The following is a 15,144-nucleotide window of genomic DNA, read 5'->3' on the forward strand; positions in this document are numbered from 1 at the left end:
TAGAAGTTACATCGCCGCCGCTTCGGAAGCTGCGGTTTTTCCTTCTTTGAACATAAAATAATACATCGCCGACGCGGTGATGTACAAAACCCCGGTCATGCTGAAGGTGATCGCATATCCCCAATAGGTTCCGTAGGCGGTCAGAAGGAACGACTGCACCGGTCCCATCGTCGCCCAGCCGAGCATAAAAGCGGTTTGGGTCATGGAATTGGCGATGCCCCGGCGCGCGTCCGATACCCGGTCTACCATGATGGAGGACTGGATGGGATTGGCCGCATTCATGAGCGCCTGCCGGAACAGGAACGTGATCGACGCGATGACGAACAGGTTCGTGAAACCGGTCAGCAGCAGGAACGGCAACGACATCATTTGGAACAGCACGACCGCTTTTACGGGGCCAACCCGGTTCGCCAGCGTGGGTCCGATCAGCATCGATACGATGGTCATCACCTGGCCGAGCGAAATCAAAATCCCGACGGCCGATAACGAAACGGCAAAACGGTTCGTAAAATAAAGGTTCAAATAAGGCACGACAAGCCCGGAGCCCGTTCCGACGATCAATTGGGCGAGCGTGAATTTGCAGATGGCTATCCAGTCATCCTTGGCCGGAACCGCTGGTTTGGCTGTCGCCTCCGGAACGACGGTTTCGACCGGCACGTGTTCCTTCGCCGTTTTTTGGACGAACAAAAGCGGAATAAACGCCAGCAAGCTTGCCGCGCCCCCGATGAACAGCACCGTTTGCAGACTATGGATTTTTTCCATTCCCGCCTGCTGCAGCAGATCCGCCAAAACGCCGCCCCCGCTGCTGCCGAGCACCTGCGCCGCAAGCACGAGGGAGAAGTGGTAGCTGAATATTTTCAGCCGCTGCTGTTTATCCGTATTTTCCGCGAGGAAAGGGACGGCGATCACCTGAAAAAAGGCGGCAAACAAGCCGGCGGCCACCGCCAGCAGCACCAGTCCCGATTCCCCGCTCGCAAAAGCCCTTCCCATAAAGCTTAGTCCCGTAAGCATCGCGCCAAGCGAAAGCAGCAGCTTATGGCTGGCCCTGTCGGCGATCAGCCCGATCGGTATAAATACGAGCGCCGTCGCCAAGGACTGCACGCTGACGATCGTCCCGTTCATCGTGTCTTCATACCCTAATGCTTGAATATACAAGTTGTAAAGCACCGAGAACATGCCCGTCCCGATTTGGTACAGCACATTCGCCAGAAAAAAAAGCCGGATATTGCGGCCGAGAAGTTTCCATCCTGATGTAACCGCATGCAGTACATGCATTTTGCCGATCCCCCGTCATTGTCATCGTTGTATGGTCATCCCCATTGTAGCAGGAGGATCTCCCGGTGGGAAGCAGAAAATGGAAGATGTCCGTGGGGAAGAGACAGTTTATCTTTGATCTACCGTTTTCCGTCCGGATCGGCTATGATCAAAGGAAACATACGGTTATCTTGCATCGTCATTAGATCAGGTTCATCCAGGAAGGGGAGGGTACTCGGTGAATGAACGAATGAATATCTTGGAGGTCACGGCGATTGATGCGGATCTGTTGGAGCAGCTGTCGGAGGTCCTCATCGCCGTCGTCGGGGACGGGGCATCGATTGGATTTTTGCCGCCGCTTTCAAAGCAGGAGGCGAAGAAGTATTGGGAGCAGGTGATGTCGCCGGGAGTCCGTTTATGGATTGCGGAGAAGGATGGCCGAGCGGCAGGGACAGTGCAGCTTCACCTTGCAATGAAACCCAATGCCGCACACCGCGCGGAAGTCGCAAAGCTCATGGTATCCCCGGAAGCCCGGAGACGCGGCATCGCCCGGATGCTGATGGAGACGGCGGAAGAGGCGGCACGCCAAGAGAACAGGACGCTGCTTGTTCTGGATACGAGGGAGGGCGACCCATCGAATACGTTGTACCGGTCGCTCGGATTCATCGAGGCCGGCAGAATTCCGCATTTTGCCCGTGCGGCGGATGGAAGCTTGGACAGCACCGTTATTTACTACAAAGAAATATCGTTATAACCGGTCCGGCTTGTTCTAAACAGTTTGAAATCTGTACCCTTCGAATGCTAATCTCAATAATACAGCGATGTTTTTATGGTACATACCAGCATACCGCCATCGATAGGGACAGAGAGGGGATACAAAACATGATGATTCCATTGGGACAATTTGAAATCACATCCGGCAAAATGGTCGTAGCCGATCCGTGTTACGACCTGGACCCGGACACGATCATTATGGGCGTGTTGGACCGCCCGTTAAACGGCGCCTGGGACGCTTTCGTCCACAAAGCCGAGGTGAGGGATTGGGGTGAAGCCTGCGCCAAGCTGGTCGCTTGCCATAGCGCATATACGGATCAGCAAGATCGGCTGGAATGGGTGAAATGCAATTTCATCGTCGGCGTGGACAGCGGGCAGGCGGGCATATTCGACGCAAGCAAGTACCGCATTCCCGATCCGGAGGCGACGGAGCCGGATACGACGGACAGCGAGTGGTATCTTGCCTGCTGCGATATAACGGGAAGCGAAACAGAGGCCGGCGTGCTGGACGGGGGCGTGGTTTCGCATTCCGGCTTTGGCGACGGAGGCTATGCAGCGTATGCCGCTGCCGATGGCGAAGGCCGGATTATCGGCGTGAAAATCGTCTTTATCAAAGAAGCGGACCTTTAAGGTTGAAAGGCACAGCCCAGTTCCTGCCCGATCGTCCGGTTCCGATTCCGAAAGAAGAAAATAATGAAAAGTCAGCGAAGAAGACCGGTTTCCGGTCTTCTTTTTCTTTAAGGAAATCAAAAAGCAAACCGACAATAGTCAGGGTGCGAGGGCACCTGTCCCTTCGTTCCCTACTGTCATCATTTTCAATGAAAAAGCAATGATATTCCATGTTCCATGAAAGGAAAGGGTTCCCAAGGTTCTGACGACCGCGGCTTGCGGAAAAAGCGGCGATTCGGAGAACCAAGGGACATCGGCGGCAGCGGGCAAGGAAAAGATCAAAATTACGATGTGGTCCCAGATTGCGGACCCCAATTCGAAGGACCCATACCGAAGGATGAAGGGGAAGGCCATCGCGCCTTCCTTTTTTTGTGCCGAATATCCGGGGCCTCTTGGGCCCCGGCTGCCATGTCCGAAATCGGCCCTTTTTTTCAAAAAAAGCTGGAAATGGCCGCCGCTAAAAGGTATGATATAGGAAATTCTTATATATCCTATGAATATACTGTGAATTATTTAGGAATCGGGTTTATGAATATATGTCGATGGAGACCCTGAGATGAACAAAATGAACAAAAAGAAACGGGCCATCCCCCTTTTGCTGCTGTTAATCATTCTGTTGATCCCTTTTGGATTCAGTTACGCTTCCTTCCAGTCGAAGCAAACGGCCAACCAAGGAGCGGACGAATTTGTCAGCCGTCTGCAGGCCGTCATGAAGGGCAGCGCGGCTTTTAAATTATCGGAGCTGACGCCGGTTGATTGGGATCATGCCTATATTTTTCACCCGTACACGACGAAGAGTGAAATGGAACGAATCGTTGGAACTTCATGGACGACAAGCAGCTCTTTTATCGGGTATTTGCTGGACCGGACATTCCTCGGCGCTTATCCCCTGGATGACGATTCGCTGAATAAGCTCGTTTTCACGAAAAACGGAAAGGTCGTGCTGGATGTCACCTTAAACCGCTCCATTGCCGACTTTACGACTTTGAAAGAAATTCGGCGCGACAAGGAGCTGCTGCTGGGGACCGGAACAGAGGGCGCAAATGTCGTCGGTTCGAAGCCATAATTCGGATGCCTGGAGTGGCTAGGTGGAACTTTCAACCTAAAGTTCTCCCAAAAATATGCTAGAATGGACATACAGATTCGATCATGTTAAACGAACCGGAGGAATCATCATGACGCAGATCACATCCGCTCCGGCGGTCGAGGTGGCTTTGTATACGATGTGTCTCGTCCAGGACGGCGACAAAGTGCTGCTGCTGAACCGCCCGAGCAAACGGGGATTTCCGGGCTATATCGGCCCCGGAGGCAAAGTGGAGTTTCCCGAAAGCTTGACGGAAGGCGCCATCCGCGAAGTGCGCGAAGAGACGGGATTGATCGTCAAAGACCTGGTCTATAAAGGGCTGGACGAATTCGTCGATCCCGCGACGAACTACAGGTACATGGTTTTTAATTATTTGGCGACTTCGTTCGAGGGGGAACTGCTCGAGAATCCGCCGGAAGGCGAACTGCTCTGGGTTCCGATCCAGGAAGCCACTTCCCTGCCGATGCAGGATTGGTTTAAGCGGCGTTTCCCGCTTTTTTTCGAGGAAGGCACTTTCGAAATATACGAAGTCTATGACATGGAAAACAAAAAGACGCTGAAGGAAAGCGTGAAAAAGCTTTGAAAGTTTTATTTACATGCTTTTCCTACGAGTTTGCGATTTCCCTCCTATAAGGGCTAAGACGCCAATCTATCAGATATCAAGATTTGAGCCTTGCCATTCATATCAAAGTTAGAATCGGGAGCGGCTTGAATCAGGCATGGCATCTAGCTCCGCGGCAATTTGCTCAAATCGGATGCTCTAGCATGAAATGCGCGAGTGGCTATAACAAATGATAGATTCTCTTCATAACATATATCAATCCTATGAGAAGGAGTTGATCATATGTTGGATGAGATTTTAGGAGAAGGCACGCGCGGCGAGGGTACTCGCGGCGAAGGCACTAGAGGCGACCGCACTCGCGGCACGCGTGGCGACCGTACCCGCGGCACTAGAGGCGACCGCACTCGCGGCACGCGTGGCGACCGTACCCGCGGCACTAGAGGCGACCGCACCCGCGGCACGCGTGGCGACCGTACTCGTGGCACTAGAGGCGACCGTACCCGCGGCACGCGCGGCGACCGGACAAGAGGACGCACTCGCGGCTCCCGTGGCAATCGCAGCCGGTAATGCTTCGGGCAAAGTATCGTAATCTTTGGGGATTCAGCATCTCCCCGGCTGCTGCCCGGAATTCCGGGGGCATTGCTTCATGCTGGAACTGCCGATTCATTGTGAATCGGCAGTTTTTCTATTTGATGGGCATCCGAGTTCAAACGGTACATATTCACTTGATTTTCCTCCCCTCGCAAACTATATTCGAACTTAACCATCATTCATAAACTCATCTTGAAAAGAGGAAGGTGGAAGCATGAATTCCTGGATCATTAGAAACGCCGCCCCGAAGGACATTCCCGGCTTAGCGGACGTGCATTTGAACAGCTGGCTCTCGACCTATCGCGGGATCGTGCCGGATCATTACCTCGACAGCCTGAATCTCGACTCGAGGATCGAATTATGGACGCGAGTCTTCGCCTCGGACAACGGGTCGGCTACGTTGGTGCTGGAGAGCCCGTCCGGCCGGATAGCCGGTTTTATCAACGGGGGACCAAGCCGGGAAAAAGATCTGGATATCGAAGCGGAAGTCTATTCCCTTTACCTGCTTCAGGAAGCGCAAGGACGCGGATACGGCCGGGAACTGATGACGCGTATGGTCGGTTATTTTCGAGATAAGGGGTATCGCTCGATGCTGGTCTGGGTGCTGGAAGAAAATCCGAGCGTGAAGTTTTACGAAAAAATGGGCGGGCGGTTTCTCATGAAGAAACAGCTGCAGATCGGCGGAGAATTCGTGCCGGAGCTGTGCCTGGCTTGGGATGATCTGGAATCGAACTGACGGGTCGTTCCCAACGGAGTTTGAAAAGGCATGCCATGGGGTCTATCGTCCGGATAACTGTTTGAGATTTGCAAAACGCAGGATCTCGATCCTTCATGATGCGTCTGTTTGCTTGGACATAGTATTTTATTTAAAAAATGACTATAAATACTAAATTAAAGCTTGATACTTACAAAAATTGGTATTAAAATGAAAACACAAAAGTAAACGAATTGGTTACAGGAGACAAAGGACAACTTCAACAGCTGTCCTTTTTGAAAGCTTGAAAATGAAAGCGTATTAATTTTGGTTTTGATTCGGCAACAACCATCGTCTCATCCATGAAGGGAGGTGAAAAGAGCAGTTTCCACTTCTAAAGCGAACGCGTGCATTCCGGCCGCATGCCCAAATCCGGAACCTGGCGTGGGGAGCGGAAATTGAAGCGAAGGAAGGATGAGAAATGGCAAAAAGGCAATGGGGAAAAGTGGCGCTTGCCGTTTGGTTCAGCCTGCTGCTTGCCTTGACCGGATGGGGACCGGGCGGAGCGGGCTTAGTGCGGGCGGCACCCGCCGATCAGGCCTACAAGGTTGTCGGTTATTTTACCAACTGGAGCATGTATGACCCCAATTTTCAAGTGGAGCATATCGATGCGTCGAAGCTTACCCACCTGAATTACGCTTTTGCGGACTTATGCTGGAACGGCAAACACGGCAACCCGTCAAACGATCCCGGAAATCCGAACCAAACGACGTGGAATTGCAGGGATGCCGGCGTTCCGACCCAAACGGGGAACGTGCCTAACGGCGCCATCGTGTTGGGCGATCCATGGGCGGACGTCAATCATAACGAAGGCGTGCCTTTGGAATGGGAGGACTGCGAAAAAGGCAAATGCGGCAACTTTTATAAGCTAAACAAGCTGAAGCAGTCGAATCCCAACCTGAAAACCCTTCTATCGGTCGGCGGTTGGACCTGGTCCAACCATTTTTCGGACGTGGCTGCCGATCCCGCTGCACGCTCCAATTTCGCCAATTCGGCGGTTCAAGTCATCCGTGCCTACGGATTCGACGGGATCGACATTGACTGGGAATACCCGGTGGAAGGCGGTTTGCCGGACAACAGCACCCGTCCGGAGGACAAGCATAATTTTACGCTGCTGCTGCGGGAAACGCGGGAAAAGCTGACAGCCGCGGGAGCCCAGGACGGACGCAGCTATTTGCTGACGATCGCGGGCCACGCCAATCCGTCTTACGCTTCGACGACCGAGTTGGACGCCATCGCGGAAATACTGGATTGGATCAATATCATGACCTACGATTTCCATGGCGACTGGGAACAAACCACGAATCACAACGCCAGCCTTTATTCTGACCCGAACGATCCGGATACTGCCAATAAGTTCAGCGCGGACATGGCCATAAACGCTTATTTAAATGCCGGAGTGCCGGCTTCCAAAATCGTCATGGGTATTCCGTTGTACGGGCGGGGATGGAAAAATTGCGCGCCCGGTCCCCGTGGCGACGGACTCTACCAAGCTTGCACGCCGGATTATAACGGCAGCGTCGTTCCCAATGGGACCTGGGACAATTACGAGTCCGGACCGACGGGGATGTTCGATTACGGCGACTTGGCAGCCGCGTACGTGAACAAAAACGGCTTTACCCGGTATTGGAGCCAGACCAGTCAAGTGCCGTACCTTTACAATCCTTCCTCCAAGATTTTTATCAGCTACGAAGATCCGCAGTCGATTGCCGCAAAAGCCGCCTATATCAAAAACCGTTCTTTGGGCGGCGCGATGATTTGGGAGTTAAGCGAAGACTGCCGGACAAGCCCAAAATTCGCCTGCACAGGCACGAAACTGCTCGATCAGCTCTCCTCGGATTTACGATCGGATTCGACTCGGCCGGATACGTCCGCGCCTACGACTCCTTCGCATTTGAAATCACCTTCACAAACGGCCAACTCCATTTCCCTGCAATGGGATGCTTCAATTGACGACGTTGGCGTCGTCGGGTATGACGTTTACCGGGACCAGACTCTGTTAACACGCGTCTCGGGAACGGCTTATACGGTTTCGGGACTTGAGCCGCAAACGTCCTATACCTTTACGGTAAGAGCTGCGGATGCAGCAGGTAACGTATCGAACCCCAGCAGCCCGCTTACCGTATCCACGCTTGCTCAAGGGACCGATCCCGGTCTTCCGGCAGCTCCGGCCAATCTGAGGGTAACGGCACATTCGGATACGACCGTGTCGCTTCAGTGGGAGCCGTCTGCCGATCACGCTGCCGTTACCGCATACGAAATCTATCAAGGGGATGCGCTCGCAGACACGGTACCCGCGTCTTCCAACAGCTATACCGTCAACGGCCTGACGCCTGAAACCGAATATACCTTTTCGGTAAAAGCCAGGGATGCAGCCGGAAACCTTTCACCTGCCAGCAATGCCGTTCGCGTGACCACGGATGCTTCCGCCCCCGGAACGGTCCCCGTATGGTCGCCGAATACGGCGTATAACGTCGGCGCCGAGGTGAGCTACGGCGGGACGGTCTATCAATGCCGGATTGCGCATACCTCGCTTCCAGGATGGGAACCGCCGAACGTGCCTGCGTTATGGCTGAAAAAATAAAACAAACGTTCCGGCATTATGGAGGCTGCAAGCTTAAAAACATAAAGTTTTGTTGTTAGGAAGGGCCTAACGGGGTAACGGAGCGAAAAACGAACAGCCGGTTCATTCGGAAGATCTTTCCGACGGACCGGCTTTCCGGCATTCCATGGATGACTAAAACGATATGCTGAATGCCGTTTTACCGCTCCTCGCCCGAAGTGGGCGGTACCGAATTTCTCCAAAATGCCGAATATTCATGAAAAGCAGGCCGGAAACGCCGGAATCCCCATGCTTTTATTCGAAAAAGGCATTATACTGTAGGTAAATTCTTCAATTCCATTTACAGGACGCGAAAGGAGCAAGCTTTGGAGGATTCATTGCGCGAAGAACGCGAAATCATGAAAGTTTGCCTGCTTGCCGGGCAGATCATGCTGCAAAGCGGAGCGGAAACGTACCGTGTCGAAGACACGATGATGCGGATCGCCTCATCTTACGGGATCGACCATACGCACAGTTATATGACGCCGACCGGCATCATTTTTTCGCTGGAAGACCCGCAGCCGATGACGCGGCTGAACCGGATCACGGAGCGGACAACCAATCTGTATAAAATCGACCGGGTCAACACGTTGTCCCGCAAGATCAGCCAAGGGGGGATGACCATCGGCGAAGCCTACCGGGAACTGCAGGAAATCGACCGCACGCGGGCCATTTACCCGTTATGGCTGAACGTGTTCATGGCCGCCTTGGCCAGCGGCTGTTTCCTGATCATGTTCCAGGGCACGTGGTCCGATTTCATCCCCGCCATGTTGGCCGGGGGCATCGGATACTACTGCTCGGTGCTGCTGCACCGGTTGATCCCGGTCAAGTTTTTCGCCGAGTTTTCGGGCGCGTCGATGATCGGGTTATGCGCGGTGCTTTTCGTCAAATACGGATTCGGGCAGGCGCGGGACATCATCGTGATCAGCTCCGTCATGCCGCTCGTTCCCGGTCTGTTGATTACGAACGCGATCCGGGATTTGATGGCGGGCCATCTCGTTTCGGGCTTGTCCAAAGGCGCCGAAGCGTTCATTACATCCTTTGCCATCGGCGCGGGAATCGCGTTTATGCTGTCGTTTCAGTAGGGGGTCATGATGTATTATATCGAACAAACCGTCACGAGCTTCATCGCATCCGCCGCATTCGGCATGATTTTTAACGCCCCCAGAAAAGCGCTTTGGCAGTGCGGGCTGGCGGGCATGGTGGGGTGGGTGCTGTACATATGGCTCCAGGATATCGGCATCCAAAAACTTGCGGCAACGGTCGTCGCCGCTTACTGCGTCACGATGATCAGCTACTTTTTTGCGAAAAAATACCGGAAACCGATCATCGTTTTCAGCGTGTCCGGCATTATTCCGCTCGTTCCCGGCGGATTGGCGTATGACGCGATGCGAAGCGCGGTCGAAAACCAATACGACCAGGCGGTGCAGTCGGGAGCGGTCGCATTCATGATGTCCGGCGCGATTGCGCTTGGCCTGCTGCTGTCCGAGGTGACCAACCAGGTCATCCGGAAGATCCGTGCTAACAAATCGTCATGAAACCGCGGAAGATCTTGTTCTGGAGAGGCTTTGGGCATGGCATGCTCGATGCCATATGGGTTAGAAACGGGAGGAGGACGCCAAATGAACGATGTGAAGGCGATCGTGCTTGCGCCGGATTCTTTTAAGGAAAGCATGACTGCCAAGCAGGCTTGCGCGGCGATGGAGCGCGGAATCCGGCGCGTGAACCCGGGCGTGCGCTGTTTTCATGTCCCCATGGCCGACGGCGGGGAAGGTACCACGCAGTCCATCGTGGATGCGACGGGAGGGACGCTGTATCCGCTCCAGGTCCAAGGACCGTTAGGCCGTGAAGTGGAGGCCTATTACGGGATTTCCGGCGACGGGAAAACCGGCGTGCTGGAGATGGCGAGCGCCAGCGGCATCGGCCTGATTCATGAATCGGAGAGAAATCCGCTGCTGACGACGACCTATGGGGCCGGACAGCTCATTCAAGCTGCGCTGGATCATGGGATCGACAACCTGCTGATCGGAATCGGAGGCAGCGCGACCAATGACGGCGGAGCGGGGATGCTTCAAGCGCTCGGCGGCAGGCTGCTCGACGAAGCCGGGCTGCCGCTTGGGCCCGGAGGAGGGGAGCTGCATAAGCTGGCCCGCATCGATCTAAGCGGACTCGATCCAAGAATCGGGAAGGTGAAGATCCGGGTGGCTTGCGACGTGACGAATCCGCTGTGCGGCCCGGAAGGCGCGTCCCATGTGTTTGGTCCGCAAAAAGGTGCGACGCCCGAGGCGGCAGCCATGCTGGATGGGAATTTGAGGCATTATGCCGACGTCATCCGCCGGGAGCTGGGCCAAGATATCGCGGATGTGCCCGGCGCGGGGGCCGCGGGCGGCTTGGGCGCCGGACTGATGGTGTTTTTGAACGGAAAGCTGGAAAAAGGCATTGAACTGGTCGCCCGGCTGACGGGACTCGAGGAGAAAGTCAAAATGGCGGACATGGTCTGGACGGGGGAAGGCAGCATCGACGGCCAGACCCGGTTCGGCAAAACGCCCGCCGGCGTGGCGAAAGTGGCCGCAAAACATCATAAACCCGTCATCGCGTTTGCCGGCCGGATCGGCGAAGGCATCGACGGACTGTACGAACAAGGAATCGGAGCCGTATTCGGCATACTTTCCGGCGCGTGTGATCTTCAGGCGGCGCTGCGCCAGGGAGAGGACAATTTGGAGCGCGCGGCTGAAAACGTCATGCGGCTCATCATGCTGCAGAGGCAGGTGTAGCCGGTGCGGGGCGGCGTGCCGGGCAGCCGCCTCACAGGCGAACGTCGCGCATTACGCCTAAAGTGCTCCGCTTGAAGCAGCTCCGTTCCAGTTCCCGCTCATGCAAAAAAGGCGAAAGCAAGATGCAAGGATCTTGTTTTTCGCCTTTTTGTCATTGCCCGATGGGCGAAACCGGCCCGCCCCCGACTATTTTATGCCGATTCTCATTCTGTAGCTGAACAGCGTCTCCAGCGTACGATCCTGGAAATATTCCTTCACGAGCGCTTGGAAACGCTCCAACTCGTCATCCAAATCGGTAAAACCTAGCTTGATGACGGTTTGAAGCCCTCCTTGGCTCAGTGCAAGGCCGATGTACCGCTTGCTGTCGCATGTTTCGCGGTTATGGAACACGATTTCCCGCGCGTAACGGAAATGGCCGCTTTGCTGAATGCAGGCCAGATGCGATTCCTTGTCCCGTTTATACGCCTGGTCCTGCTTATTCTGGCGTTCCTTCAGCAGTTGGTCGGCTTTGTTCAAAAGTTCCATGTACGCTTGTTCCGCCTCCCAGGAAGCGGAAGGCGGCCAGTCGCAATCGTAAGCGGCAAAAATGCCGCCCGGCTTCAGCACCCTGGCTGCTTCCGCAAGCGTGCTGACGGGCTCCATCCAATGGAAGGATTGGGAGCAGGTGATCAAATCCGCGGAATCGTCTGGAAATTCCAGCTTGTTGGAGTACCCGCTCAAGAATCGGATCCTGCCTGCGTCAGCGTCTTCGGCCTGCAGCGCGCGCAGCTTTTCTTCCGCCTTGCTGCGCATATCGTCGTTCGGCTCGATGCCGACGATCGTTTCCGCATCGTTTTTCCATGCAAAAGTGGACAGCCCGGTGCCGCAGCCGACATCGAGAACGAGGCGGGGCTTATGCCGCAAATATCCCGTCAGGATCCGGACGGCTTCGCGCGGCGCGCGAGGCCGGTGCTGGTCATACAAATCCTTGTAGCCGGAGAAACGGTCGACATTGCTTTGACGGTTGCCTTCGGGGATCTGCATCATGCGCCGCGACGTTCAAAGCGTTGAACGATTTCCACGATCACGCGAACCGCTTTGAGCATGTTGTCCACCGAAATGTATTCGAATTTCCCGTGGTAGTTTTCGCCGCCCGTAAAAATGTTCGGCGTCGGCAGCCCCATGTAGGACAGCTGCGAGCCGTCCGTGCCGCCGCGGATCGGTTTCACGATCGGTTTGATGCCCAGGCTTTCCATGGCTTCATAAGCGACGTCGACGATTTCTTTGACGGGTTCGATTTTTTCTTTCATGTTGTAATACTGGTCGCGCATCTCCAGCACGATCCGTTCTTCGCCGTATTTCTCCTGCAGCTGCTTCACGATCCGCTTCAGGTTTTCCTTTTTGTTTTCGAATTCCGTGCGGTCAAAATCGCGGATGATATATTCCATTTTCGTGCGCTCGGTATCGCCGTTTTGGCTCAGCAGGTGATAGAAGCCTTCATATCCTTCCGTATGCTCGGGAGCTTGCTCGGCCGGAAGCATGCCGTTCAGCTCCATGGCGATTTTGATCGAGTTGACCATTTTGTTTTTGGCCGTGCCGGGATGGACGTTGGTGCCTTTGATCGTAATGCTCGCTTTGGCGGCGTTGAAGCTTTCGTATTCCAGCTCGCCGAGCGGGCCGCCGTCCATGGTGTAGGCAAAATCCGCCCCAAACGCTTTGACGTCGAATTTTTCGGGACCCCTGCCGATTTCCTCGTCAGGCGTGAACGCCACCCTGATTTTGCCGTGTTTGATCTCGGGATGTTGGATCAGGTAAGCCATGGCGGTCATGATTTCGGCAATGCCTGCTTTGTCGTCGGCCCCGAGGAGGGTGGTTCCGTCCGTCGTAATTAATGTATGTCCCTTATAGGCGGGCAGCTCGGGAAATTGCTTCGGCGACAGCACGACGTTCAGCTCGGAATTCAGGACGATGTCGCCGCCGTCGTAATTTTCGATCGTTTGCGGGTTCACGCCGGCCCCCGTGAAGTCGGTAGCGGTGTCGACATGCGCCAAAAAACCGATCGTCGGCACGTCGCGGTCCGTATTGGAAGGCAGCGTCGCCATGACGTAACCGTTGTCGTCCATGGTCACCTCCTGCATCCCGATGCTTTTCAGCTCATCGACCAGCATGCGGGCGAGGTTCAATTGACCCGGCGTGGAAGGACAAGTCGGACTTTCCTCGTTCGATTGCGTTTCCACTTTGGCATAGGAAATAAAACGTTCCATGATTTCCTGTTTCACATTCGTCAGCTCCTTTTTTATTGTCGGGGATGCTTGGAAACTCCTCCGTCGAATGAAACATCATATGTATGGTGCGATTCCTTTCTATGATATCATGGACAGGCCATAAAATCACAGAGAGGCGGAGCGGACGTTTTGTTTGTTGACCCTCACGTTACGTTATTCTTTATAGTGAACAAAAAGGAGGAGAACATCCATGATGGTTAAGGAAGTCGCCGAACTGGCAGGGATCAGCGTACGCACCCTTCACCACTATGACGAAATCGGATTGCTGCATCCGAGCCGAACGACGGAAGCCGGTTACCGGGTATATACCGACGAGGATTTGGCGATGCTTCAACAAATTTTGTTCTTTCGGGAGCTGGGCTTCCCGCTGAAGGAAATCCGCGAGATTGTGAGCCGCCCGGATTTTAACCGGATGGAGGCGATGGAGCTTCACCACAAGCTCCTGCTGGAAAAGCGGTCCCGGCTGGAGCGGATGATCGAAACCCTGGAGAAAACGATGAAACACGAAAAGGGAGAGATCGACATGTCGAATCGGGAAAAATTTGCGGGGTTTGACTTCAGCACCAACCCGTATGAACAAGAAGCGAGAAAACGCTGGGGGGATCAGGCGGTGGATGCATCCAAGGCCAAGCTCGGCAGCCTTTCCGGGGATGAACAAAAACAGCTGAAAGAGGGCATGAACGCCATCTACCGCAAGCTTGCGGATCTGCGGCATACGTCCCCGGCATCCGATGAAGCGCAGGAGGCGATCGGCGAATGGTACAAGTTCCTGAACCGGATGGGCAGCTATTCGCTGGAAGCGTTCAAAGGGCTTGGACAAATGTACGTAGACGATGAACGTTTTACGCGAAACATCGACCGGTTCGGCGAAGGGCTTGCCGCCTTCATGCGGGACGCCATGAGCGAATACGCGGATCGTCGAAAATAGAGGCACCCAAACAAAAGCCGGAGTTTTCTCCGGTTTTTTTGCCGTTCGCCGGGCGTTTTTTATATCGGATGCATTTTCGTAAAGCACCTGTTTTTTCTTTTTACGTCAATGAGCGGCACCCGCTGCTTTATAATAAATCCGGAGGTGTGTTTACATTGGAAAAGTTTCAGCATGTCATTCGCTCCGTAGAGGAGCTCGAACAGCTTGCGGGCAAACCCCGGGAACTCGTCAACCAAAAGGTCGTCGCTTCGCTTGACCGTCACTGCAGGCATTTCATTTCGTTGTCTCCGCTCGTTTTTGTCGCCACCAGCGGCGCGGACGGTTCATGCGACTGTTCGCCGCGGGGCGATGCTCCCGGTTTTGCATACATCCTGGACGAACATCATTTGATTCTGCCGGAACGTCCGGGCAACCGAAGATACGACTCGCTCCGCAATCTGTTGGAAAATCCGCGCATCGGGCTCATTTTCGTCATCCCCGGCTTGGAGGAGACGCTGCGCGTCAACGGCAAGGCCTGCATCGTCCGCGATCCGGATTTGATGGAGCGGATGTCCGCGCACGGCAAAACTCCCGCCGCAGGCATCGCGGTCGAAGTGGAAGAGTGCTACATCCATTGCGCGAAAGCGTTCAAAAGATCCCGGCTGTGGCAAACGGATGCTTGGCCCGAGGCGGAATCGCTTCCCGATCCGGCGGCCATCATCGCCGCCCATGCCGGCAAGCTGAGGTTGTCCACGGAAGAGGTCCGGGCATCGTTGGCCGAAAGCTACGAAAAACGGCTTTATTAGATATATTCCTGTGTTAACGTTTGTTTAACCAGATTAACGACCGCTTTACGCTGCCGTAATATCCGGCTAACACAACCTTCATACAATGGACTTGTTGGGTCAA

At 54.5% G+C, this 15,144-nt stretch carries 14 protein-coding genes; 11 read left to right on the plus strand and 3 right to left on the minus strand.

Going from position 1 to position 15,144, the window contains the following annotated elements; translation table 11 throughout:
* Window positions 1–6: 6 nt before the first annotated feature.
* Window positions 7–1,275, minus strand: a complete 1,269-nt coding sequence (locus NYE48_RS10525; protein ID WP_212951571.1) for an MFS transporter — start codon at window positions 1,273–1,275, stop codon at window positions 7–9.
* A 229-nt stretch (window positions 1,276–1,504) separates the two neighbouring features.
* Between NYE48_RS10525 and NYE48_RS10530 the strand changes: the two genes are divergently transcribed.
* The 9 genes from NYE48_RS10530 (at window position 1,505) to NYE48_RS10570 (ending at window position 11,064) form a co-directional block, all read left to right on the plus strand.
* Window positions 1,505–2,008, plus strand: a complete 504-nt coding sequence (locus NYE48_RS10530) for a GNAT family N-acetyltransferase (RefSeq protein WP_212951634.1) — start codon at window positions 1,505–1,507, stop codon at window positions 2,006–2,008.
* 128 nt (window positions 2,009–2,136) lie between these two features.
* The gene (locus NYE48_RS10535; protein ID WP_340998446.1) at window positions 2,137–2,658 is read left to right on the plus strand and encodes a DUF4241 domain-containing protein; all 522 of its coding nucleotides are present in this window, start codon (window positions 2,137–2,139) and stop codon (window positions 2,656–2,658) included.
* 595 nt (window positions 2,659–3,253) lie between these two features.
* The gene (locus NYE48_RS10540) at window positions 3,254–3,763 is read left to right on the plus strand and encodes a hypothetical protein (RefSeq protein ID WP_212951566.1); all 510 of its coding nucleotides are present in this window, start codon (window positions 3,254–3,256) and stop codon (window positions 3,761–3,763) included.
* 109 nt (window positions 3,764–3,872) lie between these two features.
* The gene (locus tag NYE48_RS10545; protein ID WP_036713677.1) at window positions 3,873–4,364 is read left to right on the plus strand and encodes an 8-oxo-dGTP diphosphatase; all 492 of its coding nucleotides are present in this window, start codon (window positions 3,873–3,875) and stop codon (window positions 4,362–4,364) included.
* Window positions 4,365–5,148: 784 nt separating this feature from the next.
* Window positions 5,149–5,670 (plus strand): GNAT family N-acetyltransferase, encoded by a 522-nt coding sequence (locus tag NYE48_RS10550; protein ID WP_340998451.1) that lies wholly within the window; start codon window positions 5,149–5,151, stop codon window positions 5,668–5,670.
* A gap of 439 nt (window positions 5,671–6,109) precedes the next feature.
* Window positions 6,110–8,272 (plus strand): glycosyl hydrolase family 18 protein, encoded by a 2,163-nt coding sequence (locus NYE48_RS10555; RefSeq protein WP_340998453.1) that lies wholly within the window; start codon window positions 6,110–6,112, stop codon window positions 8,270–8,272.
* A 344-nt stretch (window positions 8,273–8,616) separates the two neighbouring features.
* A complete protein-coding gene (locus tag NYE48_RS10560; RefSeq protein ID WP_340998454.1) occupies window positions 8,617–9,375 on the plus strand; it encodes a threonine/serine exporter family protein in 759 nt (252 codons plus the stop codon).
* Window positions 9,376–9,384: 9 nt separating this feature from the next.
* Window positions 9,385–9,828 (plus strand): threonine/serine exporter family protein, encoded by a 444-nt coding sequence (locus tag NYE48_RS10565; protein ID WP_036710239.1) that lies wholly within the window; start codon window positions 9,385–9,387, stop codon window positions 9,826–9,828.
* A gap of 84 nt (window positions 9,829–9,912) precedes the next feature.
* Complete coding sequence (locus NYE48_RS10570; protein WP_340998455.1) at window positions 9,913–11,064, plus strand: glycerate kinase; 1,152 nt, start codon at window positions 9,913–9,915, stop codon at window positions 11,062–11,064.
* A 186-nt stretch (window positions 11,065–11,250) separates the two neighbouring features.
* On the opposite strand, the gene NYE48_RS10575 is transcribed toward NYE48_RS10570, so the two are convergent.
* Together NYE48_RS10575 and pepT are read right to left on the minus strand one after the other, a co-directional pair.
* Window positions 11,251–12,090, minus strand: a complete 840-nt coding sequence (locus NYE48_RS10575) for a class I SAM-dependent methyltransferase (RefSeq protein ID WP_373316244.1) — start codon at window positions 12,088–12,090, stop codon at window positions 11,251–11,253.
* Complete coding sequence (gene pepT, locus NYE48_RS10580; RefSeq protein ID WP_212951542.1) at window positions 12,087–13,322, minus strand: peptidase T; 1,236 nt, start codon at window positions 13,320–13,322, stop codon at window positions 12,087–12,089. The genes NYE48_RS10575 and pepT overlap by 4 nt, the downstream gene beginning before the upstream one ends.
* A 196-nt stretch (window positions 13,323–13,518) precedes the next feature.
* On the opposite strand from pepT, the gene NYE48_RS10585 reads away from it, so the two are divergent.
* Both NYE48_RS10585 and NYE48_RS10590 read left to right on the plus strand, forming a co-directional pair.
* Window positions 13,519–14,256, plus strand: a complete 738-nt coding sequence (locus tag NYE48_RS10585) for a MerR family transcriptional regulator (RefSeq protein WP_340998460.1) — start codon at window positions 13,519–13,521, stop codon at window positions 14,254–14,256.
* A gap of 146 nt (window positions 14,257–14,402) precedes the next feature.
* Entirely contained in the window at window positions 14,403–15,041 is a 639-nt protein-coding gene (locus NYE48_RS10590) for a pyridoxamine 5'-phosphate oxidase family protein (RefSeq protein ID WP_340998462.1), read from the plus strand.
* The last annotated feature ends 103 nt before the right edge of the window (window positions 15,042–15,144 follow it).

This window comes from Paenibacillus sp. FSL M7-1455 (assembly GCF_038004655.1).
GTDB classification, from domain to species: Bacteria; Bacillota; Bacilli; order Paenibacillales; family Paenibacillaceae; genus Paenibacillus_AQ; species Paenibacillus_AQ cookii.